Genomic DNA, 26129 nt, shown 5'->3' with positions numbered 1-26129 from the left:
CCTCAGTATCTGCCCCCTCCTCCTCCCCCTTGGCTGATCGTCGCTCCGGCAAAATGCAGTACCCCGGAGAGGCTTTCATGCAAAATGCACGAAACCAAAAAAGCATAAATTTTATAACTGTTTGATTTTAAAGAGATTTATTTCTCACCTCAGACTGGCACAGTCACTGCACTAGTACTTCCAAGCTTGTAATCACTGAGCAATGGAGCCGCTAGACATGACTTTCATCCAAGAAAAATTCGCTTCCGTATTTTCCGACTACGAAGTCACCACCCAGCCGCGCCCTGACGGTGGCGTACTGCTGACGCTGCGCAACGGCGAAGGCAAATCCGTGCGTCGCTCGGTTTCTTACGCTCAGCTTCATACGCCGGTGCAGCTGGAATGGGTCATCAGCGCCATTCGCCGCGATCTGGCGGCTCAGGCAAGCGAATTGCCCGCCATTTCAATGTTGCAAAGTCAGCACCGGTTCGATTTGCCGACCTACCACACTCGCTGAATCAGCGTACTGGCTCGGCGGGATGTACGCCTGACACGCCTCGCCGCTCGCCCGCATGATTCCGTGCATCTGATTCTGAAAACCGCGATCGCCTGATGGCCATCGCGGTTTTTCGTTACCTCGTCGCCTGCCTGGCACCCTCACGGGGAGGCCATCCGTTATCGGATAATTCCTCGGCAGAGCGCCTCACCGACAGCCTGAGCGCGATTGGTCACCCCCAGCTTGGCGTAGATACTTTTGAAATGGTGCTTCACCGTTGCTTCCGACACTTCCTTGATCAAAGCGATTTCCCAAGCCGTCTTTCCCTCCCGAGCCCATTTGAGAATCTCGAGCTCCTTGGGAGTGAGTGCGCGGGTCTGAAATTCCCGGCCCTTTCCGGCGACATGCAGCATGGGGACCAGGCTGGTCAGCAGGTAGCGATCATTGTGACTCAATGGACGCTGCATGCCGTTGAGCGAACAGACGGTCACGACACCCCGGTTGGCCCGGTTTTCACTGCTGTATCCATAAGAAACCGCGGGCAACAGCGCGCAATCCTGCACGGCCGCGATGTAGGCTGACGAAGGTGGGTAATGTTGAAAAGCGTCCTCCCAGTTCAGAAAACCCAGCGTCTGGCGATAACAGCGGACCACCGGGTCTTCGATCATCAACCGCCCTTGCGCGTACAGCTCTCTCCAGTAGCTGTCCACGTTGGACGTGATGCAACTGAGTAATGTGCCCTCACGGTACTGGTAAAGCATGGCGCGCTCACAGCGGCATTCCTGCCTCAACCACTCCAACGCATTTTCGATCGCGGAACTGCCATCCTGATCGGTGATGCTGCTCACCATGTGTTCGATCAACGGGCTCAGCGTCCCTGTCTGTACGTTTTTCATCTTCCCCTCCGTTTAAAACGTCCTGTGCCGTCCCTGATTGCCCTTTTAGAGTTGTAAAAATTACGGTTTCCGTTGACCCACTGCGCAAATGGTCACGTTCAAGCCTCTGTTCAGAAACCGCCAGGGTCCGACAGGCGAAGGGTTACACAGTCTGAGCGGGTTAAACACAAGGGGAAAAACAAACAGGCATGCCTGACTAGGAAACAGGCCACTTCCCACAAAATTACCAAAACGTGCTTACATTTTTGCCTTTTATGAAACAAAACGGCCCCTGCCGAAGCAGGAGCCGTCTGAGGTAAAAGCAGCTCAACGAGCGGTGGAAAGGGGCGCCAACCTGCCCCTCAATCGTCGAGCCCAGGAAATGCCTCGGCAATAGAATCGCCGGTCACAACCATTTGCCGTCCGCTCTCATCCTTGAACAGCCGGATGGCGACGAACCGTGGATGGTCCCCCAGGTCCAGCCACCGACGGGTGCCGGCGGGAACCGCGATCAGGTCGTTTTTCTCGCAGAGCACGGAATAGACGAAGTCGCCGACGCGCAACGACAACAGCCCGCGCCCGGCTACCACCACGCGCAAATCGTCCGCACTGTGCTGATGTTCGGCGCGCCAGCTCCCGCGTTGCGTGGCCTCGTCGACAAGGATGACCTCAACTCCGGCATGACCCTGCTGGGTCATCAGTTGATCGATCTGGGCGCGGCAGGCATCCAGCACGTCCTCCGGGCTCGCACCCGTGTTGATCGTGGCGTTCAACGCCAGACGATCGAAGAGGATGCCCTGCTCGCGGAGCGTCGACGCAATATCCTCCGGATGGGTCAGGACTTTGTCGGGCAACCCAGGGGATGCAACGTGATTGACGAAAAGAATGCTCATTTGCAGGGGTTCCTTGATGCAGTCGACGTTCGCCGAGCCAGGCTCGGCCAGACGCAGGATGAGTCAGACGAACGGATTCTGTCACAGCACAGGCGGCACATTCAGGGCTCTTTTCGCATGCGGGTAAACGCCAGCAGCGCCGCAATCAGGGCGATCAGGCTGGCCATGGCGAATGTGCCGCGAGCGCCAAGCGCATTCCAGGCATAGCCGGAAAACAAGGCCCCCAGCGCGCCACCCGTGCCGGACAATGCCGCGTATAGGGCTTGCCCCTGCCCTTGCTGGCGCGCACCGAAGCTGCGTTGCACAAACTGGATCGCCGACGCGTGAAAGCTGCCGAAGGTGGCCGCATGCAAGGATTGCGCGACGATCAGCATCGGCAGTTGGTCCGCAAAGCTTCCCAGCAGCAACCAGCGCAAAGCGGCCAGGGAAAAACTGGCAATCAACACCTGACGGATACTGAAATGTTTCAGAACGCGGCTCATCGCCAGAAACATCAGCACCTCAGCGAGCACACCCACCGCCCACACAAGGCCAATAACGCCGCGACTGTAGCCCAAATGTTCCAGGTGCAGGGTCAGAAAGGTGTAGTACGGGCCGTGACTGAGCTGCATCAACGCCACACAGGCGTAAAACGTCAGCACGCCTGGGCTGAGCAATCGCGCCAGCAATCCCGCCTCCGCCACAGGCTGACTGCTCGTCGCAGGCGGTGTGTTGGGCACCCAACTGCTGCTGATCACGACCACGGTCATGATCAGCAGCAAGGTTTGTGGATAGACATCCAGACTGAGCCAATCGAACAGGCGTCCCAGCCCCACCACCGTCAGCATGAAGCCGATCGACCCCCACAGGCGGATCTGGCTGTAACGGGCCGTCTGCCCCTGCAGATGGGCGAGCGTGATGACTTCAAATTGCGGCAGCACTGCATGCCAAAAGAACGCGTACGACGCCATGACCATTGCCAGCCAGGCGTAAGAGGTGTCGACCAGAATCAGGGACAAACAGCCGAGGGTGCAGACCGCCCCGAGGCGCATGATCGCCAGACGCTGCCCCGTGTGATCCCCCAGCCAGCCCCAGACATTCGGCGCGATACAGCGCATCAACATGGGAATGGCCACGAGCTCGCCAATCCGCGCGCTGGAAAAGCCCAAGTGGTGAAAATACAGCGCCAGGAACGGCACCGTCGAACCGAGCAAGGCGAAGTAGAAAAGATAGAAACTCGACAGTCGCCAATAAGGAAGCGCGGCCACCGTCAAGCGCCCGTGGCGGCCGCGCCGCAGACCGGCATTACAGTTGGCCCAGAACCGGTGTCGTGACGCGCACGTCCTGGTTTTGCCCCCGGTGGCGCATCAGGTGATCAAGCAACACAATGGCCATCATCGCTTCGGCAATCGGTGTGGCACGGATGCCGACGCAGGGGTCATGGCGGCCCTTGGTAACCATGTCCAGCGCCTGGCCGTTCACGTCGATCGAACGGCCGGGCACGGTGATACTGGATGTCGGCTTCAAAGCCAGGTGCGCGATGATTGGCTGGCCCGAAGAGATGCCACCGAGGATGCCGCCGGCGTTGTTCGAAAGGAACCCTTCAGGGGTCAATTCGTCTCGGTGCTCGGTGCCCCGCTGGGCGATGCTGTCGAAACCTGCGCCGATCTCGATGCCCTTGACCGCGTTGATGCTCATCAAGGCGTGGGCCAGTTCAGCATCCAGACGGTCGAAGATCGGCTCGCCCAGGCCAGGCATGACGCCTTCGGCCACCACGGTGATCTTCGCGCCGACCGAGTCCTGATCCCGGCGCAGTTGGTCCATGTAGGCTTCCAGTTCCGGCACCTTGTCCGGATCCGGACTGAAAAAGGCGTTCTGCTCGACCGAATCCCAGGTTTTGAAAGGGATTTCGATCGGACCTAGTTGACTCATGTAGCCACGCACGGTGATGCCTTGCGTCAGCAGGTATTTCTTGGCGATGGCGCCAGCGGCCACGCGCATGGCGGTTTCCCGCGCCGAACTGCGGCCACCGCCGCGGTAATCACGCACGCCGTACTTATGGTGGTAGGTGTAATCGGCGTGGGCAGGCCGGAACAGGTCCTTGATCTGCGAATAATCCTTGGATTTCTGGTCGGTGTTGCGGATTAGCAGCCCGATGGACGTCCCGGTGGTCCTGCCTTCGAAAACACCGGACAGGATTTCGACCTCGTCGGCTTCTTGGCGCTGAGTGGTGTGGCGGCTGGTACCCGGTTTGCGACGGTCCAGATCCCGCTGCAGGTCTTCCACCGACAGCTCGACACCTGGCGGGCAGCCATCAACGATGGCGACCAGCGCCGGACCATGGCTTTCGCCAGCGGTGGTGACCGAGAACAGCTTGCCGAAGGTATTGCCGGACATGCGGGAGGCTCCGAAAAAACGACCAAAATCACGAGGGCGCCAGTATACGCAGGCTGAACGCGCAGTTCACCCTCGAACCTTATGCAAATAGTCGCGTCCAATTGACACTTTCTTGACGATGGCCTTGCGATGCTACGTGGTATGTCCCTGATTCGCGGCTTGCTGCCGCTGCGAGTAATCGCTTTGACCCTCACTTTACTCTCTTCCATTGCTCACGCCGGGACGCCGGTGGTCCTGCAACGCCCGATCTCGCTGGAGACCGGCAGCGGCGAGCTGTTCGGCACGTTGCTGTTGCCCAAGTCCACCCAACCGGTGCCGGTGGTGTTGATCATCGCCGGTTCCGGCCCTACCGACCGGGACGGCAACAATTCCGATGGGGGGCGCAACGACAGCCTCAAGCGACTGGCGCTGATTCTGGCCCGTCACAACATCGCCAGCGTTCGCTACGACAAACGTGGCGTAGCCGCCAGCCGGCCCGCCACACCCAATGAACGCGACCTGAGCATCGAAAAATACGTCGACGACGCAGTCGCCTGGGCTGCGAAACTGAAAGCCGATCCACGCCTGGGCCAGTTGATTCTGATGGGCCACAGCGAGGGCGCGCTGGTCGCCACACTGGCGGCAGAGCGCGCAGGCGCCACGGCATTGATTTCCGTCGCCGGCACGGGCCGTCCGGTGGACCAGGTGGTGCGCGAACAATTGCAGTACCGACTGCCCCCGCCTCTGCTGGCGCGCAGCGAGGCGTTGATCGAGGCCATCAAGGCGGGCAAGACCGACGACGACGTCCCCGAGCCCTTGCAGGTGGTGTTTCGCCCGAGTGTGCAGCCCTACCTGATTTCACTGTTTCGGCAAAAACCTGCCGAGGCGTTCGGTCGGTTGCGCATCCCGACACTGATCGTGCAGGGCCGCAACGACATGCAGGTCGGGGTGGGTGACGCCGAGTTGTTGCACAAGGCCAAGCCCGATTCGCAACTGGCGATCATCGACGGCATGAACCATGTGTTGCGTATCGTGCCGATGGACATGAAGCGCCAGTTGGCCTCCTACAAGGATCCGCAACTGCCGCTGGCCAGCGAACTGACTGACCGGATCCTGAAATTCATCGGTTCCCTGCCTGCCACCTGAACACATCAGCGAGCCGCGATGGGCTTTCTCTTCAGTTTTGCTGTAAACGGCCGATATCGAAAGGCTGGCAGTGTGTTTGCCAGGCCATGTGGACATCAGGATCGCCGTCATGACAGAAGCTACAACGCAGGCCGAAATGGCCGCCCCGACTGAAGGACAAGACGGAGAAGTCGCCTCCCCGGTGTTGTGGGAAGAGGTCCAGGCCGAGCACTTTTCGATGCTGCGCCTGGCGCCCCTGCCGACCGACCGCGCAACGGGGGGTCGCCCGCTGCGCTTCGTGGAATTCGGCCGTGCCGAACGCCATAACCGGGAGTTCAGCCTGCTGCGCATGAGCTATCACCTTCCCGGGCAGAAGACCCGCAAGGAACAGAATCGATTGGACATCTGGGTTGACCACACGCTGAAGACGGTACGGGTGGGCCCTGAATCCGGTTTGCAGATCGAACCCTGGAACCGAGGATTGGGGCGCTTCATGCTGGCCCAAGGAGTCCATTGGGCGCAGAAGCGCTGGTCCGAATACCGCATCGAAGGCACGGCGCTGGCGAACAAGGACGCGCTGAACGAGGACACGCGCCAACGCCGGGATCACTTCCTTAAAAAACAAGGCTTCGAAGTGGCTTATGCTGACCCTCAACACCTCAAGGGCAGCATCAAGGACGCCAAGGTCGGCAACCTCAACAACACCTGGAACGCCGACAAGGTGCAGATCGTCGAGATCCTCGAGGCCGCGCACATGTTGCAGCAGGCTGAACAGCGAATTCTCGAACAGGAAGTGGAGATCAAGAAAGCCGAGGAAAAGGTCAACAAGTACCGCCGCGACGACAGCGGGCTGCGTTTCACCATCGCCTGCCTGGTGACCTTTGCGGTGTTTCAGGCCGGGTTACTGATCTGGATTGCGACGCACCGATAAGACCGCCACCCCTGTGATCGGCCGGTCTGCGTTTTTTTTGCGCACCGGCTGGTCCAGTGACACTTGCGCGATCACTCGCGCAAGTATCCCTACCCGGTCATCAGAAAAAGTCAGACGCGCGCTGCAAACAACGCCTGATGAACCCGGCACTGCTCCGCCGTGAGCATGAACACACCATGCCCACCCCGCTGGAACTCCAGCCAGGCGAAATCCACTTCCGGGTACAGCGCTTCGACATGGACCTGACTGTTCCCCACTTCGACGATCAGAAGCCCCTTCTCGGTCAGGTGATCGGCAGCCTGGGCCAGCATGCGCCGGACCAGGTTCAATCCGTCGGCGCCACAGGCCAGCGCCAATTCAGGTTCGTGCTGGTATTCGTCGGGCATGTCGGCGAAGTCTTCAGCGTCCACGTAGGGCGGGTTGGACACGATCAGATCGAAACGCTGCCCCGGCAACCCGTCGAAGCCATCGCCCTGGACGGTGTACACGCGCTCTTCGAGGCCGTGGCGCTCGATGTTGCGGTTCGCGACCTCCAGCGCGTCGAACGACAGATCGGCCAGCGCCACCTCTGCGTCCGGGAACATGTCGGCGCATGCGATGCCGATACAGCCGGAGCCGGTGCAGAGGTCAAGGATGCGAGCAGGGTCATGGGCCAACCAGGGTTCGAAGCGGCTCTCGATCAACTCGCCAATCGGGGACCGGGGAATCAGCACGCGCGGGTCAACGATAAAGGACATGCCGCAGAACCACGCTTCGCCTAACAGGTAGGCCGTGGGAATACGTTCTTCGACGCGGCGCTTGATCAAGCGCTGGAGATTGACCAGTTCGTCGTCTTCCAGATTGCAATCCAGGTAACTGTCGGAAATCTCCCAAGGCAAATGCAGGGCACCCAGCACCAGTTGACGGGCTTCGTCCCAAGCGTTGTCCGTACCGTGACCGTAGAACAGGTCTTCCCCGTGAAAGCGACTGACGGCCCAACGGATATGATCGCGCAGGGTGCGCAGGCGGGAAGTGATCACAGCAGACTCCTTGAAAAAACGACGGGCGATTCTAACAGCCCTCACCTCAACAAACGATGCCCGCGCCAGACCCAGTGGCAGCCTGGAAAACTTTCCTCGGCGTTTTCGGCGTTTTGCAGGCAATATGATGGTAAACCGCGACCTGCTCGACGGCTTTACGCCCGGCGCAAAAGCGATGCCTGTGCGCATTGAGATTCACAGAATCGCTCTGCCAGTGGACAATGTGGCAAAAGCCCCACTCGAAGGAGCCCCAGATGTCTGTTTCAAACACCGGTCCCAAGACCATGTTTCAACTCAGTGGCCGTGAGTACGCAGCGGCCACTTTGAGTAATGCCACGCTGATCATCATCGATGCACAAAAGGAATACTTGAGCGGCCCGTTGGCGCTGACCGGTGTCCAGGCGGCGATCGACAACATCGTCAAGCTGGTGGCCGCCGCACGTGCCGCCAAGTCGCCGATCGTCCACGTCCGCCACCTCGGCACAGTGGGCGGCATGTTCGACCCGCAGGGCGAACGCGGCAAATTCGTCCCTGAACTGCTCCCGCAGGGCGACGAATACGTCATCGAAAAACGGTTGCCCAATGCCCTGAACGGCACACTGGCCACTGACGACCGCAAGACCCTGCACAAGCTGCTCGAAGATTTGGGACGTCTGGATCTGGTGGTCTGCGGGTTCATGAGCCATTCCAGCGTCAGCACCACCGTCAGGGCGACCAAGGACTACGGTTTCCGCTGCACCCTGGTCGAAGATGCCTGTGCCACCCGCGACCTGCCAACCCCTACCGGCGTGATCAAGGCCGAACGGGTGCAGCAGGCGGAGATGGCCATCATGAATGACAACTTCGCCAAACTGGCGCTGACCAAAAACCTGATCTGAAGCATCGCCCTCTCAGGAACTGGCCATGTAGGACCTAGCGCATTGTTTGCGCCTCGGACATGATTTTCCGACAGTTCCTGAAGAAAAAGCGTACAAATAAAGTCCCGCGCGAATGTGACCCCTTTCACATAACCGCTTATCCATAAAACGCCCCAGTTCGCCACGAAGCGCCCGCCTGACGGGAACCACACCGGCCTACGCCGGTCAGAGCGCCGATACCCCTGGAGGAAATCGGAATGAAGATATCCGATGGTTTCGATGCCCGTCGCTTGCGTCCCAAGGGCCAGCGTAGCTGGCGAGCGCGCATTGGTGCGGCGATCTCGGCGTTACTGGCCACGCTTGGCATACTGCTGGCGATGGCGGCCGTTGCGAGCCTGATCGGCCACCCGCCCGCACTGGGTGATCTGAACGCCAGCCCCGCTGGCGCAGTGGTCACGCTCGTCTTTGGCCTGTTGTTGCTGTACTTCGGCGTCTGGCTATGGCGCCGCAGTCGCCTGCGCCGCCGTCGTGCGGGCGAGCTGAGTATGTCGGCGCACCTGATGAAGAAACACGATTGACCTCCTTCCCTACGTCCCGCTTGGCCGTCAAATCGCTTCACGTCGCGCCGCAAGCGGCATGACTTGGTTACACTGGCGGCCTTCGCGGAGACCGACATGCAAGACGACGACTTTTCCCTGTTCAGAAACGAGATCCGTGGCGTCAAGCCGATCAAGACTGAACAGGCCGATGTAGGCAAACCCAAAACCGACCGTAAGCATCTGGCCCGACTGCGGCAGGCCGCAACGGTGCGCTCGGATGCCACGATTACCGTGGACGGCCTGTCCGATCAGTTCGTGATCGACGTCGGCCCTGAAGACACCCTGTACTGGGCCCGCGATGGGGTCCAGGAAGGCCAGATGCGCAAGCTCAAGCTGGGTCAGATCGGCTTCGAAGGCAGCCTCGACCTGCACGGCATGAGCGTGGAACTGGCACGGGAAACCCTGTGGGCGTTTCTCGCCGAAGCGACGAAGCTCGAAATTCGCTGTGTTCGGGTCACCCATGGCAAGGCAGTGCGTCTGGATGGCAAACGCCCGATGATCAAGAGCCACGTCAACACTTGGTTGCGTCAGCATCAACAGGTGTTGGGTTTCACCTCCTGCATCGCTCGGCACGGCGGTGCAGGCGCGGTATACGTGATGCTCAAGCGCACCATGATGGAAGGACGGGATGAATAAGGCCGCGTCACGTGCCCGCTATACTGGGGACGGTTAACCGTGGCGCTACTGATGAGACTGAATGTGAAAGGCCGCGACGAGGGATCCCTCCAGTCGCGGCCTTTTCGGTTCATCCCGACTCAGCGATGGTAGTAGCCCGGTCCCGGGCCGCCGTCAAAGTAGCGATGGTCGTGCCATCCGCCACCACGATGCCCCCATCCGGGTCCGAAGAAACATCCCGAAACCGACGACGTCAGGGCGATCACCAGTGCGATTTTCGCAATTCGGCTCAACATAGACTCACTCTCTTCATCCGGGCATTTGTTACCCATTCAATCAGACAGCGCACGGACACATTTCGACATACGCACTCGGTAAAGGTTAGGTAAAGGTCACCTGACACGGGAGACGGCGGCGAGATGCCGCAGGTTTGTCGATCGCCCGCCTTACCCCAGACCGCCCTGCTAGGCTACTATGTGCGCCTTTGCAGGCCCTCCAGCCCGCGCTTTTTTTGAACCCACACGGAACACAACCCTGTGACACTGGAACAGAATTACACCGCGATCCTTGGCCAACTGGGCGAAGACATCTCCCGCGAAGGCCTGCTCGACACGCCCAAGCGTGCGGCGAAAGCCATGCAGTACCTTTGCCGCGGCTATCAGCAAACCCTCGAAGAGGTCACCAACGGCGCGCTGTTCAGCTCCGACAACAGCGAAATGGTGCTGGTCAAGGACATCGAGCTGTATTCGCTGTGTGAACACCATCTGCTGCCCTTCATTGGCAAGGCCCATGTGGCGTACATCCCAAGTGGCAAGGTACTGGGGCTGTCCAAGGTGGCGCGCATCGTCGACATGTTCGCTCGTCGCCTGCAGATCCAGGAAAATCTCAGCCGTCAGATTGCCGAAGCCGTGCAACAGGTCACGGGTGCCTTGGGCGTCGCTGTGGTCATCGAAGCCAAGCACATGTGCATGATGATGCGCGGCGTGGAGAAGCAGAACTCATCGATGATCACTTCGGTGATGCTGGGTGAGTTCCGCGGAAATGCCGCGACACGCACCGAGTTCCTCAGCCTGATCAAGTGATCCGGTCATTCTGAAGCGCCGTAACGGTCGTTGCGGTCGCGAGGTTTCGAACATGTTGATGAAGGCATTGCGAGTGGGCCTGGGCCAAGCGGTCATTCTGGTCGATTTTCTGACTCGTCCTCGCAAGAAAAAGCGCTCCCCCCAGGCCCAGGCGGCGGTCGATGCCGCTGCCAAGGGGCTGACGCTGTATCAGTTCCACGCCTGCCCATTCTGCGTGAAGACCCGCCGCACGCTGCGCCGGCTGAACGTACCGGTCGCGTTGCGCGATGCGAAGAACAACCCATTGGATCGCCAGGCTCTACTCAACGACGGTGGCAAGATCAAAGTACCGTGCCTGCGCATCGAAGATGGCGGTCAGACGGTCTGGATGTACGAGTCAAAGGCCATCATCGCGTACCTCGACCAACGCTTTTCAGCGGTCTGATGGTGTTCCCTTTCAGTAGCCTCGACGACGGGGCTTGATAGGCGCTCGAGCATTAGCGAATATGTATACAATAAAAACAACTATTGAATACATATATGCGCTCTTCCCCTGCCATCGCGTCCCATTGTCCTGACTGGGCAGAAGCCCTGTTGAACGGTTTCAGCCAGGTTCTTCTGCAGCGCAGCCCCTTCTGTGGGCTCATGTGCCTGTTGGCCATCTTCATCAGTGCCCCCGCTTCGCTTGGCAGTGCTTTGCTGGGAGCGGTCACCGGTTTGCTGACGGCGCAGCGTCGCGGGTATTCGAAGGCCGCACGGCAGTCCGGCTTGTACAGTTACAACGGCGTTTTATTGGGACTGCTGATTGGCTATCGGTTCGAAGGGTCGCCCCTGTTGCCGCTGTTGGTCATTGCCGCTTCAGGGCTGAGCGCCATGCTGATTCACGCTTGGTTCGAGCGAGCACCCCGAGCATCGTGCCTGAAGGCTTACACTGCGCCTTTCGTTCTGTTCAGTTGGGTGTTGCTGACCTGTGCCCCAACCGCCCCCGGGCTTGCGCCGGCTGATCGGGACCTGTTTGAAGCGCTGCCCGTGGGGCTGGGTCAGGTGTTTCTGCTCGATCATCCTGTGGCGGGCATCCTGATCGGGGTCGGGCTGTGCGCGGCCAACCGAACCGCCGCGTTGTGGGCAATCGTGGGTTGCGCAAGCGGCATCGCCTTTGCCCTCATGCAGCAGGAGCGCGACGTCGCCCTGCTGGGGCTGTCAGCTTACAACCCCGCACTGGCCGCACTGGCGTTCAGTCATGTCCGGGACAAGCCTTGGCTGCCTGCAATTGCCATCGTCCTGGCGATCCTGCTGCAGCCGGGCTTTTCCGGATTGGGACTGGCGACGCTGACCGCGCCGTTCGTTCTGGCGTGCTGGCTGGTGCAAGCCGGCAGTCGCGTGCTGCAACGATCGATCAACGATCTTCGGTTGCACGGCTGAGGCATTTGTAACAGGCTCTGCCCACCCCGTCTTCGGAACTGCCCCAATGGACCGCAACATCCCGTGGCGCGAGCAATTGCGCATCATCGTCTTTCAGACCGACACCCCGGCCGGTCGCCGCTTCGACAAGATTCTGCTGCTGGTCATCCTCAGCAGCCTGCTGGTGGTGATGCTCGACAGCATAGAAGCCGTGCACCGGGACTACGCCAGGCTGCTGGCGAACATCGAATGGGGGTTCACCTTTGTGTTTCTGGTCGAGTACGTGCTGCGCCTGTACTGCTCGCCACGGCCGTTGAAATACGCCTTCAGCTTTTACGGATTGATCGACCTGCTGGCCATCGTCCCCGGCATTCTCGCGATTTACTACAGCGATGCCCAATACCTGCTGATCGTGCGCGTGGTGCGCATGTTGCGGATCTTTCGTGTGCTGAAACTCAGCCCCTACCTCAAGCAGGCCCATTACCTGCTCGAAGCGCTGCGAGGCAGCAAGCAGAAGATCATCGTGTTTTTGGTCACCGTCTCGACGCTGGTGACAGTGTTCGGCACCCTCATGTACGTCATCGAAGGCCCGGAGCATGGCTTCACCAGCATACCCAAAGGCATCTATTGGGCAATCGTGACCCTGACCACGGTAGGTTTCGGTGACATCGTTCCGAAAACGCCCATCGGCCAAATGCTCTCATCGCTGGTGATGATCATTGGCTACTCGATCATTGCGGTGCCGACCGGCATTTTCACTGCAGAGCTGGCCAACGCCATGCGCGGCGAACAGTTGCAACACGATTGCCCCGTCTGCGCCAAGAACACCCACGAGCAGAGCGCCGCGTTCTGTTCCCGGTGCGGTCACGCGCTGTTTCCAAGGGGAGACGGTGTGACGCCAGCATCTCCTAAGCAAAAGGCATAAGCATCAGCGATTTTGGTCTAGGGTCGCTGATGAGGATTTCGTTATAGTCACGGCCATTAGCCATCGTTTTTTTCATAAGAATAAATCTCTCACACGACAAAGGAATCTGCAGTGAACAAACTCTTCGCCGCTTCACTTCTGGCTGCGGGCATGGCGTTCGGCAGCGCTGCGCAGGCCGCGCCCGAACTGATGAACGTTTCGTACGACGTCATGCGCGATTTCTACAAGGACTATAACGCCGCATTCCAGAAGCACTGGCAGGCCGAGCACAAAGAAGACGTGACACTGAAGATGTCATTTGGCGGCTCCAGCAAACAGGCGCGCTCGGTCATCGATGGCCTGCCCGCCGATGTGATCACCATGAACATGGCGACCGACATCAATGCCCTGGCGGATAACGGCGAGCTCGTGCCGAAGAACTGGGTCACCCGTCTGCCGAACAACAGCGCGCCGTTCACCTCGGCCACTGTGTTCATCGTGCGCAAAGGCAACCCAAAGGCGCTGAAGGATTGGCCGGATCTGATCAAGGACGGCGTGGAGGTGGTGGTGCCCAACCCGAAAACATCAGGCAACGGCCGCTACACCTACCTCTCGGCGTGGGGCTATACGCTGAAAAACGGGGGCGATGAAGCGGCGGCCAAGAAGTTCGTCGGCGAGCTGTTCAGCCATGTGCCGGTGCTCGACACAGGGGGCCGGGGCGCCACCACGACGTTCATGACCAACCACATCGGCGATGTATTGGTGACCTTCGAGAACGAAGCCGAGATGATTGCCCGGGAGTTCGGTCGCGATCAGTTCGAAGTCGTCTACCCGACCGTTTCCGCAGAGGCCGAGCCGCCAGTGAGCGTGGTGGATAAAGTGGTCGACAAAAAAGGCACGCGGGCCTTGGCCGAGGACTACCTGACGTACCTGTGGTCGCCTGAAGGCCAGGAAATCGCTGCCGCCAACTACCTGCGTCCACGAGACCCGGCGGTGTTGGCCAAGTACACCGACCGTTTCCCGAAAGTCGATTTCCTGAACGTCGAGAAGACGTTCGGCGACTGGCGCACCGTGCAGAAAACCCATTTCATCGACGGCGGCGTATTCGACGAGATCTATCCGGCCAAATGAGCCACTGACCGAATGAAAAACGGCGACCTCTTCAGGTCGCCGTTTTTATTGCCCATCGTTCAGGAGGCTGCCTCCTAGAGGCATTCCCAGGACGAAGATCGCCGTCAATTGCCAAACTGCCGACTCAGCCCCGGCGGCACGCCGCTGGCATCGGTTTCCTGCCAAGGTCCGCTCGGCGAGGTCGACCAGCTCCAGCCGTTGTTCCAACGGTAATAGGTGCGCTGGCGATAGAAAGTATTGGGCACGTTATCCAGCACATGCACGCCCAATTTAGCGTCCCAATGGCTGTTGCCGCCGGGTGGCGGGGCGAAATGGGAAGAGGTTTTCGGTCCGGAAGGGATCGGCACCGACGGTGGCGTCTGCGCAGGCGTGCGAGGCGTTCCGGGTTGGGGGGTGGGCGACGGAACGGGAAGCGTGCGGATAGGCTCCGAACTTTGCGGCCCCGGGCGCTGGACCGCACACGCGGCGCTTAGCGCCACAACCACACTCAACAAGGCAAATCGTGCGACGCGATACATAGTGCTTCTCTACTGTTCTGGACGATGTCTGGGCCTCGCAACCAAGCGCTACGCGCGCTATTGATCGGGGCTGTCGATGGTCAGGGCCTGTCGGGCCGTCACGTTGCTGGGCAACGGCTGGCTGCGCCCGACCCACTCTCCCGAGGTGGGCTGGCCCGCCCTGGAGACCCGGGCCACGAGTTGGACTTCCGGAAAGTTGGACAGTTTCAGCTGCGGCACCATCGCGTCGGCGTCGGTCAGTTGCACCTCCACCGGCAGGTCCGCCACGGTGACCCGCTTGACCGCCAACGGCGCAGGGGGACCGGACACGGCGCGAGCGAAGACGAATACCGTGTCGCCGGGCTGGACCTTGTCTTTCAAGGCCTCCGCCAGGCTGACCCTTACACTCAAACGCGCTGCAGCGGCAGTGGCAGGCGCTGGCGGCGCTTCACCCCGCTGCACAGCGCTCTCGCGGGCCCGTGCGATGCCCCCCTCAAGCGCGGCTCGGGAGGGGTCATCGGGCGGCAACGCGGCCAGCAGCCGCGTCCAGTAGTCCACCGCGTCCCGAAAATGCTGGCTTTCAAAGGCATTGATGCCCTTGAGGCCCAGGCTGGTCACTTCTTTGGGATCAAGCGTCAAGGCCTCATCGGCCAAGGTCTGAATTCGCGGCGTCCAGGCCTTGTTGCCTGCAAAATACAGCGCCTGGGCCCATTGCCCCAGCAACTCCGGTTGCCGCCCTGCCAGACCGACGGCGCGCTCGAACATGGCCGCGGCGTCAGCGGGGCGATCCTGCGCCATGTAGGTCCGGGCGAGGAAGTAAAGGCTCTCCGCTGAGTCCGGTTGAGCCTTGACCGCCCGCTCGAGCCGATCGGTCATCTGCGCCAGTGAAGCCGGTGGCTGAGCGAACTCGCGGGTCAATTCCACTTTGTCGGCAGCTCCAAAGTGCAAGTACAACGCGAGCCCAATGAGCGGCACTGACAATGCCGCGAGCACCGGCAACGGTTTGCCCAGACGCGCTGTCCGCTCAGGAGCCGCGCCTTCCGTATCCGCCAGCAGCTCACGCGCTGCCTCCGCGCGCCCACTGTCCATCTGCGCGACCGACAGCACGCCTTCGGCCTGCTGCTGTTGCAACTCGGCCAGACGCTCCTGGTACAACGCGACGTTGAGGGCCGTACGGTCTTCTTCAGGCTGGGCGCGGCGACCACGCATCAGGGGGATCAACAGGAAACTCAAGGCCACCAGCAACAGCAGGCTGACCGCTAGCCAGAAATCGATCATTCGGGTTTGTTATCCAACAGATGGGCGAGGCGCTGACGCTCCTCGTCGGAAAGCTCAAGGGGACCTTCAGCGCGCTGGTGGCGACGCCGAGCGACGATCACGCCGATCAGCACCATCCCGCCCAGCAACAGGCCCGCGGGGCCGAACCAGAGCAACCAGGTATGGGCGTTGAGCTCAGGCTTGTAACGCACGAACTCCCCATAGCGGTCGACCATGAAGTCGATGATCTGCTGATTGCTCTGCCCCTCGCCCAGCATGCGATAGATCTCTTTACGCAGATCGGCGGCGATGGGCGCATTGGAGTCGGCGATGTCCTGGTTCTGGCACTTGGGGCAGCGCAGCTCGCGCGTCAGTTCGGTGTACCGGGCACGTTCGGCGTCGTCCTTGAAGGTGTAAGCGTCGATGGCGGCGTGGGCAGTGCCGACCCACCCGAGCACAACCCACAGCACGACACAGACTCGACTGCCGCAGCTATTCAGCAGGACCTGCATCAGGCCATTCATTGCGCGCCCTCATCCACCAGCCCCTGATACAAGCCGGCGAGTTTTTCACGCCACACCGCGTCATCGATCACACCGACGTGCTTGTAGCGGATGATGCCGTTGCGGTCGATCAGGAAGGTCTCCGGCGCGCCATAGACGCCCAGGTTCAGCCCCAGGCTCCCGGCTTCGTCGTTGATGTTCAGTTGGTAAGGATCGTGAAAATCCTTGAGCCACTTCAGCGCATCGGCGTTAACGTCCTTGTAGTTGACGCCGTAGATCACCACCCCCTGTTGCGCCAGCCGCGTCAGCACAGGATGCTCGACACGGCAGGCCACGCACCAGGTGCCCCAGACGTTCACCAGGGCCGGTTTGCCCAGCAAGTTCGCCCGCGTCAGGGGTTGGCCGCCCTGCACCGCGGGCAGCGAAAACGCCGGAAACGGCTTGCCGATCAACGCTGACGGCAGCTCCGAGGGGTCCAGATAAAGCCCCCTGTAAAGCACCCCCGCCAAGCCCAAAAACAGTAGCAGGGGAATCACCAACACCCAACGCTTCATACCGCAGCCCCCGACAGCCCCAACGCTTCGCGCACCTTCGCCCTCACTTTGACCCGATAGCGCTTGTCCAGCGCGGCCAGCACACCGCCCAGCGCCGTCATCAGGCCGCCGAACCAGATCCACCGCACGAAAGGTTTGACGTGCACCCGCACCGCCCAGGCGCCGTTGTCCAACGGTTCACCCAACGCAACGTAGAGATCACGGGTCAAGCCTGCGTCGATACCGGCTTCTGTCATCATCGAGCGCTGCACCGTATACAGGCGTTTTTCCGGGTGCAGGACGGTGACTTCCTTGCCAGCGTCCAAAACGCGGATCGTGCCCTGATCGGATGTGAAGTTCGGGCCTTGAAGGTGCCTGGCCCCTTCGAACACGAAGGTGTAACCGCCCAGCTCCACCGAATCTCCCGGCGCCAGGCGCAAATCCCGCTCCGCACTGCTTTGGCTCGACAGCACGACACCCAGCGCGACCACCGCAATGCCGAGGTGCGACAGCTGCATGCCCCAATAGCTGCGGGTCAAGCCCCGCATGCCCTTGAATAGCCCTCGGTGGCGGGTCTTGTCCAGCAGGTCACGAATGCCGGCCAGCAATACCCAGGCCGCGAGGAAGAAGGTCGCCAGCACCGCCCAATGGAAATCGGCCATGGCAAGGCTGGCTACTCCCCCCAGCACCGCGCTGCCGATCAACACTGGCGTGAGCATGCCCAGCAGCCAGGCGAGCGGCGTGTCTTTCCAGCGAACCAGCACGCCGATTGCCATGACTAGCATCAACACGGCCATCAGCGGCACGAACAGGGCGTTGAAATACGGCGGACCGACGGACATCTTCGCCCCGCTCAAAGCGTCCAGCACCAGGGGGTACAGGGTGCCGAGCAGAATCATCGACGCCGCGACCACCAACACCAGATTGTTGCCGAGCAGCAGGGTTTCCCGTGACCACAGACCGAAACCCACATGACTTTTCACCACCGGCGCGCGAACCGCGAACAGGGTCAACGAACCGCCCACCACCATCAGCAGGAACACCAGGATGAACACGCCGCGTGCCGGATCGGACGCGAAGGCGTGAACCGACGTCAGGACGCCGGAGCGCACTAGGAAGGTTCCCAAAAGGCTCAATGAAAAGGCGGCGATGGCGAGCAGCACGGTCCAGCTTTTGAACACGCCGCGCTTCTCCGTGACGGCCAGCGAGTGGATCAACGCGGTGCCGACCAGCCAGGGCATGAACGAGGCGTTTTCCACCGGGTCCCAGAACCACCAGCCTCCCCAACCCAGCTCGTAATAGGCCCACCAGGACCCCAAGGTGATGCCGATGCCGAGAAAGGCCCAGGCAACGATGGTCCATGGCCGCGACCAGCGGGCCCATGCGGCATCCAGCCGACCGCCGAGCAAGGCGGCGATGGCAAACGCAAAGGCCACCGAAAACCCGACGTAGCCCATGTAGAGCATTGGCGGATGGACGATCAGCCCAGGGTCCTGCAGCAGGGGGTTGAGGTCGCGGCCGTTCTGGGGCATCTGTGGCAGCAGGCGGTTGAACGGGTTGGAGGTGAGGATCAGAAACAGCAGAAAACCGGTGCTGATCATGCCCATCACGGCCAGCACGCGCGCCAGCATCACTTGTGGCAATTGGCGTGAAAACACCGACACGGCGAAGGTCCAGCCCCCCAGAATCAGTGCCCAAAGCAGCAACGACCCTTCATGGGCACCCCAGACAGCGCTGAACTTGTAATACCACGGCAAGGCGCTGTTGGAGTTCTCGGCGATGTAGGTCACCGAAAAATCATCGGCCATGAACGACCAGGTCAGACAGCCGAACGCAAACAGCAGGAACGTGAATTGGCCCCAGGCGGCGGGACGGGCCAGGCTCATCCACAGGCGATCACCGCGCCAGGCGCCCAATAACGGCACCACGGCCTGCACCACGGCAAAACACAGGGCAAGGATCATCGCCAGATGACCGAGTTCGGGAATCATGGTTTACCCCTGTTTTGCCGGGAGGGAAGTTGCGCCGGGCGCTGGCTGGCCGCTGTCTTTCAAGGCCTTGGTCACCTCGGGCGGCATGTATTTTTCATCGTGCTTGGCCAGCACCTCATCGGCCATCACCACGCCGTCGGCGTTGAGTTTGCCCAACGCGACGATGCCCTGCCCTTCGCGAAACAGGTCCGGCAGAATCCCCCGGTAATGAATGGTCACGGCCTTGTTGAAATCCGTGACCACGAAGGTTACGTCCAGCGAGTCGGCGGAGCGCTGTAGCGAACCCTTTTCCACCATCCCCCCGGCGCGGATGCGGGTGTCGTGGGGGGCTTCGCCACTGGCGATTTGCGTTGGGGTATAGAACAGGTTGATGTTTTCCTGCAAAGCGCTGAGCGCCAGCGTCACGGCGATGCCCACCCCAGCCAGGATGGCCAGAATGATCATCAGGCGCTTTCTTCGAAGCGGATTCACGTAGTGCTCTCCCGGCGCAAGCGACGCGCCTCTTGTTGCAGGTAACGCCGACGCGCCAGCCAGGGTGAAACAATATTGATGGCCAGTACGGTGAAGCAGATGCCGTAGGCGCTCCACACGAATAGCCCGTGCTTGCCCATGGCGAGAAAGGCGCTGAAGGAATCGAAGCTCATCGCCCTCCTCCTTCGACGGCACGCCCGCCGAGGGTCTTTTGCACTTCATCCTTCACCCAGGTGGCACGGGACTCGCGCTTCAGCACCTCCAGGCGCATGCGCAGCAGCAGCACAACGCCGAAGAAACAGTAGAACCCCAGCGCGGTGAACAGCAGCGGCAGCCACATCTCGGCGGGCATCGCCGGCTTTTCGGTGAGGCTGAACGTGGCGCCCTGATGGAGCGTGTTCCACCATTGCACGGAATATTTGATGATCGGAATGTTGACCACGCCGACGATGGCCAGCACCGCACACGCCTTGGCCGCGCTGTCGCGGTTGCTGATGGCGTTACCCAATGCAATCAGGCCGAAGTACAGGAACAGCAGAATCAGCATCGACGTGAGCCGCGCGTCCCAGACCCACCACGAGCCCCAGGTCGGTTTGCCCCAGATGGCCCCGGTGACCAGCGCCAAAGCGGTCATCCAGGCACCGATGGGGGCCGCGCATTGCAGGGCGACGTCGGCCATCTTCATTTTCCAGACCAGCCCGACCACGCCGCAGACCGCCAACATCACATAGCAGGATTGCGCGAGCATCGCCGACGGGACATGGATATAAATGATCCGAAAACTGTTGCCTTGCTGGTAATCCGGCGGCGCAAACGCCAGGCCCCAGACCACGCCGATGGCGATCAGCAACGCGGCGGCGATGCTCAGCCATGGCAACAGGCGACCGCTGATGCCGTAAAACCATTTGGGCGACCCCAACTTGTGAAACCAGGCCCAACCGATGCCGGTCTTCGTCTTGGCGCGCGTGTTCATTGCGCCGCCTTTATCATCATGCTGTTCATCAAGGCTCTTTCATGTACGTGCGCTTCTGTGGTCCGAAGCGTCACCAGGGTTACCCGCAGAAAAGTTGTCCGATCGATCAGAAATCGATTATTCGCCAACGCTGATTTTCAAGCCAGCGGCAATTGCAAAAGGTGTCAGCGTTATAGCGAGTGCTGTCAGGCTGCCAAGCCAAAGCAGATAGCCGGTCGCAGGCATGCCCTCAAGTGCAGCTTGCAGGGCTCCGCTGCCCAGAATCAGCACCGGGATGTACAACGGCAGAATCAGCAGCGCCAAGAGCAGACCGCCGCGCTTGAGCCCAACCGTCAACGCAGCCCCCACTGCCCCGAGCAGGCTCAATACCGGCGTGCCCAGCATCAATGACCCTAACAATACGGGAAGGCACGCCGTGGGCAACCCCAGCATGAGCGCCAGCAGCGGCGACAACAGCACCAGCGCCAGGCCAGAAAAGGCCCAGTGGGCCAGCACCTTGGCCAGCACCAATAGCGCCAGCGGGTGCGGTGACAACACCCATTGTTCCAGCGAGCCGTCTTCGAAGTCACTGCGAAACAGGCCGTCCAGCGACAGCAAGACCGACAACAGGGCCGCCACCCAGATCAGCCCAGGCGACAGCGTCTGCAGCAATTGTGCCTGCGGCCCTACCGCCAGCGGAAACAGGGCGATGACAATCGCGAAGAACACCAGCGGATTGAGCAATTCAGCGGGGCGACGAAACAGCAACCGGGCTTCGCGGGCGATCAGCGAAGCGAAGACATGACTCATACGGCCCATTGCCCCAGATCCAGATCGCGATAGGTGGCCGGCTTGCGGCTCAGCACATGGTGCGTCGTCAAGACCACCACGCCGCCCTGCTCGCAATGCACCGCCAAGTGCTCCTCCAATTGCGCCACACCCTGCTTGTCCAGCGCGGTGAACGGCTCGTCGAGCATCCACAACCCCGGCCCCGGCAGGAACAACCTGGCCAACGCGACCCGGCGCTTTTGTCCGGCGGACAAGGTGTGACACGGCACATCTTCGAAGCCGCGCAGTCCAACGGCTTCGAGGGCGCTCCAGATCTGTGCCGTGTCCAGCCGGTGGTGAAGCGCGCAGAGCCAGGTGAGGTTTTCGACGGGCGTGAGCACGTCCTTGATCCCTGCTGCATGGCCGATCCATAACAGGTGGTGCGCCAGATTGCTTCGCTGCGCGGCCATGGGGCTACCGTCCAGCAGCACATCACCTGCGGTGGGCTGCATCAGGCCGCTGAGCAGGCGCAACAGGCTGGTTTTGCCGCTGCCGTTGGGGCCGCTGATCTGCACCATGTCCCCGGCCGAGAGGCGCAGATCGAGGTGCTCGAACAACAGTCGCCAGTCGCGCTCGCACGCGAGCCCTGTGGCTTCCAGAACGGGGATCGACATGGGGACCTTCTTTTCGGATGGCAGGTAGGCAGCCGTTCAAGTCAAGGGCGCAGCGGCCGTTATACTTTGTTGCAGCTTAGCGAGTGCTGGATTATGCCAGCTTGAGCCCTCCAGAGCGCAATTTTACCGAGTCGGGATCTGATGACAGGCGATATACCCAATCTTGCACCCGTTGCCGCCGCCACCGCACTGCTACGCGCGGGCGTGCCCGCCGGGGAAGTCCTCAAGCTGGTGGAGCCTCGGGAAGGCTTGTTGAATGCGGGCCAGGTGGCCAACGCCGAAGTGGTCAGCCTCAGACAATTGGGCCAGGATTTCCAGCTGTTGCTGAAATTGACGATGGACAGCGGGCGCCAGACCACCCTCCCCGTCAGCAGCTCGCTGCCGTTGACGCCGGGCACGACAGTGAACGTGGCCCAGGGCTCGGCGGATACGCTGACCATCAGCCTGCAGGACCTGCAAAAAGCAATCGCCAACAGCCTGACGCAGATCGACACCCGGCAGCTTCCTGCTGGCACCTTGCTGCAAGGCAAGGTGCTGACCACGCAGGTGGTGGCGCAAAATGTCGCGCAATTGGCCAGCCAGCCGGGCGCCGCAGCGACCTATCGCTCGATCGTCCTGTTGCTCAACACGGCCCTGGCCGGCAGCAGCCTGACCGTGGACAGCCCGCAAGCGCTGCGGGTGGGCAGCCTGTTGACCGCCCAGGTGCAGAGCAGCCAGGCGCTGAACTTCATTGCCCTGCCGGATCGCCTCGACGAGTTGGCCCTGGCCCAGCAATTGTCGACCCAGCAAAGCCGTCAGGCGTCCCTGCAAAGTCTGTTCGCCGCGCTGCAGAACCTGCCGCCGCCCTCCACGACGGCGCCGGATCCGCTGACACCGTCATTACGCGCCAGCATCGAGCAATTGTTCGCCGACCTTCCGGACCTGCAACAACTCACCACCGCCAAAGGCGTCGCCCAGGCCCTTAACGCCAGCGGACTGTTCATGGAGTCGCGCTTGCTTGCCGGGGAAAACCCGACGCTGATACCGGACCTGAAAGCCAACCTGCTGCGCGTCATTGCGCAAATCCTTCCCGGCGTGCCCGGGAACGTGACCTATAACGATGCAGCGGCCGCCAACACCTTGGCCCGCGCGATGCCGGGGTTCGTGCGCAATGCGCTGGGAACCCTGGGCCTGGTGGCCGCGCCGAACACGCCGACGCATTTCCCATTGCCGGCGAGAACCCTGGGCAGCCCGCAGAACCCGGACGACCTGGAAACCCTGCTCAAGCTGGCAGCGGGCGCCATCTCACGCCTGCAAAGCCACCAGTTGGGCGGGCTGGAGCAGACGCGCACCAACGCCGATGGCACCCAAGTGACCACCTGGCAACTGGAAATTCCCATGCGCAACGCCCATGACGTGGTGCCGCTGCAAGTCAAGCTGCAGCGTGAAGACACTGCGGAGCGTGAAGACACCCCCGACGCGGTGACCCCTCCCAAGGAAAAGGAAAAGCTCTGGCGGGTCGAGCTGGCGTTCGACCTCGAGCCGCTGGGGCCGCTGCAGGTCCAGGCGCAGTTGGTGGGGGGCAGCCTGTCGAGCCAGATGTGGGCTGAACGGGAAGGCGCTGCCCAGCTGATCGCCTCCGAACTGGAGAATCTGCGAGCGAGGCTGGTGGCCTGCGGCCTGAACGTCAAGGACCTGACATGCAGCCGCGGCGCCCCGACCCAAGGCGGGCGACCGGTACTGGAACAACGCTGGATTGACGAGAACGCCTGATGACAACGCCCGAACAGCAACCGCGTCAGGCCGTGGCCCTGAACTATGACGGCCATCAGGCGCCCACCCTGACGGCGAAAGGGGACGATGCCCTGGCCGAGGCCATCCTGGCGATCGCCCGGGAATACAAAGTGCCCATCTACGAAAACGCCGAACTGGTGACCCTGCTCGCCCGAATGGAGCTGGGTGACAGCATTCCTCAGGAATTGTATCTGACGATTGCAGAAATCATCGCCTTCGCCTGGCGCTTGAAGGGGAAGTACCCGACTGGATTCAATCCAGATCCGGCGCCGGTGGAGCGGGACATCACGCCCCCTTGACCGCTTTGGAGGGCAGGCGACGGCCAGATGCGAACCACCGGATTGCATTGAACGGCCAATCGATCCTGCTGCCAAACCCACCACACGGCACACTCTGGTGTAAGCTCGTGCGCTGTTGATTTCCGATCCCTCGAGAGGCTTATGCGGGCTCCCTTCCGACGTTCCACCCTTGCAGCGCTGCGCGGTTTCGAAGCGCCCAGCGCGGCGCTCACCCTCTTGCCAAGCGCTGCCGACTACCGGCGCATGCTGCTGGAAAAGATTGCTTCGGCGACCCGGCGCATCTGCATCGTGGCGCTCTACCTCCAGCAGGACGAAGCCGGTCAGGAGATCCTCGATGCCCTGTATGCGGCCAAGACTGCGCGCCCAGAGCTTGAGGTGGTGGTGCTGGTCGACTGGTTCCGCGCGCAACGCGGGCTGATCGGCGCAGGCAAACAAGCCGGCAACGCGGCCTGGTATCAGGCGCAGAATCTGGAGCACGACCAGGAGGTGCCGATCTACGGCGTGCCTGTGCAGACCCGCGAGCTGTTCGGCGTGCTGCACCTCAAAGGCAGCGTGATCGACGACTGCGTGATCTACACCGGTGCCAGCATCAACAACGTCTACCTGCACAAGCTGGGCAAATACCGCCTGGACCGCTACCAACTGCTGGAAAACAAGGCGCTGGCCGATGCATTTCTGCGCCTGGTGCATCAGGAGATTCTGCCTTCCGAGGCCGTGCATCGCCTGGACCTGCCCTCGCCCCCCTCGTCACGCAGCCTTCGCGGCGAGATCCGGCAGTTCCGTCAACGGCTCAAGCGCGCCAGCTACGACGTCAGCGAAGGCATTCGCGAAAACGGTGAATTGCGCCTTATCCCCCTGCTGGGCATCGGCAACAAGAACGCGCTGAGCAAAGTGATCTGCGAACTGATCGCCCAGACGCGCCACCATCTGACGCTGTGCACCCCATATTTCAATATGCCGCTGGCGGTCAAACGAGAAATCAACCGGGCGCTCAAACGCGGGGTGACCATCGACATCATCATCGGTGACAAGACCGCAAACGATTTCTTCATCCCGCCGCAGGAACCGTTCAAGGTCATTTCCGCGCTGCCCTATCTCTACGAAATCAGCCTGCGCCGGTTCATGCAAAAGCATCAGGCCGCTGTCGAGAAACAAGCGTTGAATATCCACTTGTGGAAAGACGGCGATCACACCTTCCACCTGAAAGGATTGTGGTCCGACGAGCGTTACACCTTGCTCACCGGCAATAACCTCAATCCACGGGCCTTCCAGCTCGACCTGGAAAACGCGGTACTGATCGACGACCCCAGAAGCGAATGGCTTGCCCCCCGCGCCGAAGAAATCAGGCAACTGATGCGCAATACGCATCGCGTCGGCAAGTTCGATGAGCTCGATACCCTCAGCGAATACCCGACGGGCGTGCGCACGTTTCTGCGTCGGGTCAGCCGGGTCCGTGTCGAGCGCTTGCTGTACCGGATCCTCTGATGGGCAAGAACACAGGGGTGCGCGCCCAGCAGGCCGAAGAGACCCGCGCGCGAATTCTGCAAGCGGCGATCACTGTGTTCACCCGCGACGGTTATTCGGGTGGGCGGATCGAGAAGATTTCAGCGCAGGCCGAATCCAACGACCGGATGATCTATTACTACTTCGGCAGCAAGGAAAAGCTGTTCGTGAAGGTGCTCGAACACACTTACGAACGCTTCAACCAGGCCGAAAGCACGTTGCAGCTGGACCCTTCGACCCCGGAGCAGACCTTGCGCCAACTGGTGGCGTTCGTTTGGGATTATTACGTCACCCACCCGGAATTTGTCGCCATCCTCAGCATCGAGAACCTGCACAAGGGCAAGCACGCCCGGCAGTCCAGCGAATTGCGAAGGTTGTCCGGTGAAGCGGTGGGCGTACTGCGCCCGATCATCGAAGCGGGCCAACAGCAGGGACTGTTCCGCCAGGATGTCGACATCAAGCACGTGTACCTGATGATCGCCTCGCTGTGCTACTTCTATAACTCCAACCTGCACACCCTCACTTCATTCCTCGGCCAGGACATGGGTGCCCAGGGGCAGCGGCAGGATTGGCTGGTGTTCATTCAGGATTTGGTGGTACGTGGGGTTCGGGTGTTGCCTGAATCCACGATTTAACGCGAATCAACCTCCAAGAGCGCGCTTGCCCG

General features: G+C 61.1%; 30 protein-coding genes. 15 read left to right on the top strand and 15 right to left on the bottom strand.

Annotated features, from left to right (window positions below; translation table 11 throughout):
* Positions 1-217: 217 nt before the first annotated feature.
* Positions 218-496: a DUF3509 domain-containing protein gene (locus N5D61_RS03295; protein ID WP_108239858.1), complete on the top strand. Its 279-nt coding sequence runs from the start codon at positions 218-220 to the stop codon at positions 494-496.
* Between the two features lie 158 nt (positions 497-654).
* Here the strand turns inward: N5D61_RS03295 and N5D61_RS03290 are convergent, their stop codons facing one another.
* From N5D61_RS03290 to aroC, 4 genes are all read right to left on the bottom strand, one after another.
* On the bottom strand, positions 655-1371 hold the full coding sequence (locus tag N5D61_RS03290; protein WP_108239859.1) for a LuxR family transcriptional regulator: 717 nt from the start codon (positions 1369-1371) through the stop codon (positions 655-657).
* Positions 1372-1712: 341 nt separating this feature from the next.
* The gene (locus tag N5D61_RS03285) at positions 1713-2243 is read right to left on the bottom strand and encodes an acireductone dioxygenase (RefSeq protein WP_108239860.1); all 531 of its coding nucleotides are present in this window, start codon (positions 2241-2243) and stop codon (positions 1713-1715) included.
* Positions 2244-2344: 101 nt separating this feature from the next.
* Positions 2345-3490: an MFS transporter gene (locus tag N5D61_RS03280; protein WP_279890793.1), complete on the bottom strand. Its 1146-nt coding sequence runs from the start codon at positions 3488-3490 to the stop codon at positions 2345-2347.
* Positions 3491-3527: 37 nt separating this feature from the next.
* The gene (gene aroC, locus N5D61_RS03275) at positions 3528-4619 is read right to left on the bottom strand and encodes a chorismate synthase (RefSeq protein WP_108239862.1); all 1092 of its coding nucleotides are present in this window, start codon (positions 4617-4619) and stop codon (positions 3528-3530) included.
* Positions 4620-4748: 129 nt separating this feature from the next.
* Between aroC and N5D61_RS03270 the strand changes: the two genes are divergently transcribed.
* Entirely contained in the window at positions 4749-5744 is a 996-nt protein-coding gene (locus tag N5D61_RS03270; RefSeq protein WP_279890791.1) for an alpha/beta fold hydrolase, read from the top strand.
* A gap of 136 nt (positions 5745-5880) precedes the next feature.
* A complete protein-coding gene (locus tag N5D61_RS03265) occupies positions 5881-6654 on the top strand; it encodes a hypothetical protein (protein ID WP_256602106.1) in 774 nt (257 codons plus the stop codon).
* A 110-nt stretch (positions 6655-6764) separates the two neighbouring features.
* On the opposite strand, the gene prmB is transcribed toward N5D61_RS03265, so the two are convergent.
* Positions 6765-7673 carry a 50S ribosomal protein L3 N(5)-glutamine methyltransferase gene (prmB, locus tag N5D61_RS03260; RefSeq protein WP_279890788.1) on the bottom strand — a complete coding sequence of 303 codons (909 nt, stop codon included), beginning with the start codon at positions 7671-7673 and terminating at the stop codon, positions 6765-6767.
* A gap of 254 nt (positions 7674-7927) precedes the next feature.
* Between prmB and N5D61_RS03255 the strand changes: the two genes are divergently transcribed.
* The 8 genes from N5D61_RS03255 (at position 7928) to N5D61_RS03220 (ending at position 14241) form a co-directional block, all read left to right on the top strand.
* Positions 7928-8551, top strand: coding sequence for a cysteine hydrolase family protein (locus tag N5D61_RS03255; protein WP_108239866.1), 624 nt, complete (start codon positions 7928-7930; stop codon positions 8549-8551).
* Positions 8552-8787: 236 nt separating this feature from the next.
* Complete coding sequence (locus N5D61_RS03250; protein WP_108239867.1) at positions 8788-9108, top strand: hypothetical protein; 321 nt, start codon at positions 8788-8790, stop codon at positions 9106-9108.
* Between the two features lie 96 nt (positions 9109-9204).
* Complete coding sequence (locus N5D61_RS03245) at positions 9205-9765, top strand: Smr/MutS family protein (protein WP_108239868.1); 561 nt, start codon at positions 9205-9207, stop codon at positions 9763-9765.
* Between the two features lie 515 nt (positions 9766-10280).
* Positions 10281-10826, top strand: coding sequence for a GTP cyclohydrolase I FolE (gene folE, locus N5D61_RS03240; protein WP_279890785.1), 546 nt, complete (start codon positions 10281-10283; stop codon positions 10824-10826).
* Between the two features lie 52 nt (positions 10827-10878).
* The gene (locus N5D61_RS03235; protein ID WP_279890783.1) at positions 10879-11250 is read left to right on the top strand and encodes a glutathione S-transferase N-terminal domain-containing protein; all 372 of its coding nucleotides are present in this window, start codon (positions 10879-10881) and stop codon (positions 11248-11250) included.
* 95 nt (positions 11251-11345) lie between these two features.
* On the top strand, positions 11346-12227 hold the full coding sequence (locus tag N5D61_RS03230) for an urea transporter (RefSeq protein ID WP_279890781.1): 882 nt from the start codon (positions 11346-11348) through the stop codon (positions 12225-12227).
* 46 nt (positions 12228-12273) lie between these two features.
* The gene (locus tag N5D61_RS03225; protein WP_279890779.1) at positions 12274-13131 is read left to right on the top strand and encodes an ion transporter; all 858 of its coding nucleotides are present in this window, start codon (positions 12274-12276) and stop codon (positions 13129-13131) included.
* A gap of 111 nt (positions 13132-13242) precedes the next feature.
* Positions 13243-14241 carry a sulfate ABC transporter substrate-binding protein gene (locus N5D61_RS03220; protein WP_279890777.1) on the top strand — a complete coding sequence of 333 codons (999 nt, stop codon included), beginning with the start codon at positions 13243-13245 and terminating at the stop codon, positions 14239-14241.
* A gap of 104 nt (positions 14242-14345) precedes the next feature.
* Here the strand turns inward: N5D61_RS03220 and N5D61_RS03215 are convergent, their stop codons facing one another.
* From N5D61_RS03215 to ccmA, 10 genes are all read right to left on the bottom strand, one after another.
* Positions 14346-14759 carry a hypothetical protein gene (locus N5D61_RS03215; protein ID WP_108239873.1) on the bottom strand — a complete coding sequence of 138 codons (414 nt, stop codon included), beginning with the start codon at positions 14757-14759 and terminating at the stop codon, positions 14346-14348.
* Between the two features lie 57 nt (positions 14760-14816).
* The gene (gene ccmI, locus N5D61_RS03210; protein ID WP_279890773.1) at positions 14817-16016 is read right to left on the bottom strand and encodes a c-type cytochrome biogenesis protein CcmI; all 1200 of its coding nucleotides are present in this window, start codon (positions 16014-16016) and stop codon (positions 14817-14819) included.
* The gene (locus N5D61_RS03205) at positions 16013-16519 is read right to left on the bottom strand and encodes a cytochrome c-type biogenesis protein CcmH (protein ID WP_279890771.1); all 507 of its coding nucleotides are present in this window, start codon (positions 16517-16519) and stop codon (positions 16013-16015) included. Before N5D61_RS03205 ends, ccmI begins: the two co-directional genes overlap by 4 nt.
* Complete coding sequence (locus N5D61_RS03200; protein ID WP_279890769.1) at positions 16516-17052, bottom strand: DsbE family thiol:disulfide interchange protein; 537 nt, start codon at positions 17050-17052, stop codon at positions 16516-16518. The genes N5D61_RS03205 and N5D61_RS03200 overlap by 4 nt, the downstream gene beginning before the upstream one ends.
* Positions 17049-19022: a heme lyase CcmF/NrfE family subunit gene (locus N5D61_RS03195; RefSeq protein WP_108239876.1), complete on the bottom strand. Its 1974-nt coding sequence runs from the start codon at positions 19020-19022 to the stop codon at positions 17049-17051. Before N5D61_RS03195 ends, N5D61_RS03200 begins: the two co-directional genes overlap by 4 nt.
* A 3-nt stretch (positions 19023-19025) precedes the next feature.
* Complete coding sequence (gene ccmE / locus N5D61_RS03190; RefSeq protein WP_108239877.1) at positions 19026-19493, bottom strand: cytochrome c maturation protein CcmE; 468 nt, start codon at positions 19491-19493, stop codon at positions 19026-19028.
* Positions 19490-19666, bottom strand: coding sequence for a heme exporter protein CcmD (gene ccmD / locus N5D61_RS03185; protein ID WP_108239878.1), 177 nt, complete (start codon positions 19664-19666; stop codon positions 19490-19492). The genes ccmE and ccmD overlap by 4 nt, the downstream gene beginning before the upstream one ends.
* Positions 19663-20466: a heme ABC transporter permease gene (locus tag N5D61_RS03180; protein ID WP_279890764.1), complete on the bottom strand. Its 804-nt coding sequence runs from the start codon at positions 20464-20466 to the stop codon at positions 19663-19665. The genes ccmD and N5D61_RS03180 overlap by 4 nt, the downstream gene beginning before the upstream one ends.
* A 117-nt stretch (positions 20467-20583) precedes the next feature.
* A complete protein-coding gene (ccmB, locus tag N5D61_RS03175) occupies positions 20584-21255 on the bottom strand; it encodes a heme exporter protein CcmB (RefSeq protein ID WP_279891116.1) in 672 nt (223 codons plus the stop codon).
* Positions 21252-21887 carry a cytochrome c biogenesis heme-transporting ATPase CcmA gene (gene ccmA, locus N5D61_RS03170; protein WP_279890761.1) on the bottom strand — a complete coding sequence of 212 codons (636 nt, stop codon included), beginning with the start codon at positions 21885-21887 and terminating at the stop codon, positions 21252-21254. The genes ccmB and ccmA overlap by 4 nt, the downstream gene beginning before the upstream one ends.
* A gap of 141 nt (positions 21888-22028) precedes the next feature.
* Between ccmA and N5D61_RS03165 the strand changes: the two genes are divergently transcribed.
* From N5D61_RS03165 to N5D61_RS03150, 4 genes are all read left to right on the top strand, one after another.
* Positions 22029-23639 (top strand): flagellar hook-length control protein FliK, encoded by a 1611-nt coding sequence (locus N5D61_RS03165; protein WP_279890759.1) that lies wholly within the window; start codon positions 22029-22031, stop codon positions 23637-23639.
* A complete protein-coding gene (locus N5D61_RS03160; protein WP_279890757.1) occupies positions 23639-23959 on the top strand; it encodes an EscU/YscU/HrcU family type III secretion system export apparatus switch protein in 321 nt (106 codons plus the stop codon). The genes N5D61_RS03165 and N5D61_RS03160 overlap by 1 nt, the downstream gene beginning before the upstream one ends.
* Positions 23960-24100: 141 nt before the next feature.
* Positions 24101-25444, top strand: coding sequence for a CDP-diacylglycerol--serine O-phosphatidyltransferase (pssA, locus tag N5D61_RS03155; RefSeq protein WP_279890755.1), 1344 nt, complete (start codon positions 24101-24103; stop codon positions 25442-25444).
* Positions 25441-26097, top strand: a complete 657-nt coding sequence (locus N5D61_RS03150; RefSeq protein ID WP_108239883.1) for a TetR/AcrR family transcriptional regulator — start codon at positions 25441-25443, stop codon at positions 26095-26097. The genes pssA and N5D61_RS03150 overlap by 4 nt, the downstream gene beginning before the upstream one ends.
* The last annotated feature ends 32 nt before the right edge of the window (positions 26098-26129 follow it).

This window comes from Pseudomonas sp. GD03842, from assembly GCF_029841165.1.
Taxonomy (GTDB): domain Bacteria; phylum Pseudomonadota; class Gammaproteobacteria; order Pseudomonadales; family Pseudomonadaceae; genus Aquipseudomonas.
Note: the sequence above shows the minus strand (reverse complement) of the source record. Positions and strands in the feature narration are given on the sequence as shown.

Excerpts from the sequence above, each read along its gene's own strand:
- N5D61_RS03295 (WP_108239858.1), top strand. The coding sequence starts at position 218 with ATGACTTTCATCCAAGAAAAATTCGCTTCCGTATTTTCCGACTACGAA.
- N5D61_RS03290 (WP_108239859.1), bottom strand. The coding sequence starts at position 1,371 with ATGAAAAACGTACAGACAGGGACGCTGAGCCCGTTGATCGAACACATG.
- N5D61_RS03285 (WP_108239860.1), bottom strand. The coding sequence starts at position 2,243 with ATGAGCATTCTTTTCGTCAATCACGTTGCATCCCCTGGGTTGCCCGAC.
- aroC (WP_108239862.1), bottom strand. The coding sequence starts at position 4,619 with ATGTCCGGCAATACCTTCGGCAAGCTGTTCTCGGTCACCACCGCTGGC.
- N5D61_RS03270 (WP_279890791.1), top strand. The coding sequence starts at position 4,749 with ATGCTACGTGGTATGTCCCTGATTCGCGGCTTGCTGCCGCTGCGAGTA.
- N5D61_RS03265 (WP_256602106.1), top strand. The coding sequence starts at position 5,881 with ATGGCCGCCCCGACTGAAGGACAAGACGGAGAAGTCGCCTCCCCGGTG.
- N5D61_RS03255 (WP_108239866.1), top strand. The coding sequence starts at position 7,928 with ATGTCTGTTTCAAACACCGGTCCCAAGACCATGTTTCAACTCAGTGGC.
- N5D61_RS03250 (WP_108239867.1), top strand. The coding sequence starts at position 8,788 with ATGAAGATATCCGATGGTTTCGATGCCCGTCGCTTGCGTCCCAAGGGC.
- N5D61_RS03245 (WP_108239868.1), top strand. The coding sequence starts at position 9,205 with ATGCAAGACGACGACTTTTCCCTGTTCAGAAACGAGATCCGTGGCGTC.
- N5D61_RS03235 (WP_279890783.1), top strand. The coding sequence starts at position 10,879 with ATGTTGATGAAGGCATTGCGAGTGGGCCTGGGCCAAGCGGTCATTCTG.
- N5D61_RS03230 (WP_279890781.1), top strand. The coding sequence starts at position 11,346 with ATGCGCTCTTCCCCTGCCATCGCGTCCCATTGTCCTGACTGGGCAGAA.
- N5D61_RS03225 (WP_279890779.1), top strand. The coding sequence starts at position 12,274 with ATGGACCGCAACATCCCGTGGCGCGAGCAATTGCGCATCATCGTCTTT.
- N5D61_RS03215 (WP_108239873.1), bottom strand. The coding sequence starts at position 14,759 with ATGTATCGCGTCGCACGATTTGCCTTGTTGAGTGTGGTTGTGGCGCTA.
- ccmI (WP_279890773.1), bottom strand. The coding sequence starts at position 16,016 with ATGATCGATTTCTGGCTAGCGGTCAGCCTGCTGTTGCTGGTGGCCTTG.
- N5D61_RS03205 (WP_279890771.1), bottom strand. The coding sequence starts at position 16,519 with ATGAATGGCCTGATGCAGGTCCTGCTGAATAGCTGCGGCAGTCGAGTC.
- N5D61_RS03200 (WP_279890769.1), bottom strand. The coding sequence starts at position 17,052 with ATGAAGCGTTGGGTGTTGGTGATTCCCCTGCTACTGTTTTTGGGCTTG.
- N5D61_RS03195 (WP_108239876.1), bottom strand. The coding sequence starts at position 19,022 with ATGATTCCCGAACTCGGTCATCTGGCGATGATCCTTGCCCTGTGTTTT.
- ccmD (WP_108239878.1), bottom strand. The coding sequence starts at position 19,666 with ATGAGCTTCGATTCCTTCAGCGCCTTTCTCGCCATGGGCAAGCACGGG.
- N5D61_RS03180 (WP_279890764.1), bottom strand. The coding sequence starts at position 20,466 with ATGAACACGCGCGCCAAGACGAAGACCGGCATCGGTTGGGCCTGGTTT.
- ccmB (WP_279891116.1), bottom strand. The coding sequence starts at position 21,255 with ATGAGTCATGTCTTCGCTTCGCTGATCGCCCGCGAAGCCCGGTTGCTG.
- ccmA (WP_279890761.1), bottom strand. The coding sequence starts at position 21,887 with ATGTCGATCCCCGTTCTGGAAGCCACAGGGCTCGCGTGCGAGCGCGAC.
- N5D61_RS03165 (WP_279890759.1), top strand. The coding sequence starts at position 22,029 with ATGACAGGCGATATACCCAATCTTGCACCCGTTGCCGCCGCCACCGCA.
- N5D61_RS03160 (WP_279890757.1), top strand. The coding sequence starts at position 23,639 with ATGACAACGCCCGAACAGCAACCGCGTCAGGCCGTGGCCCTGAACTAT.
- pssA (WP_279890755.1), top strand. The coding sequence starts at position 24,101 with ATGCGGGCTCCCTTCCGACGTTCCACCCTTGCAGCGCTGCGCGGTTTC.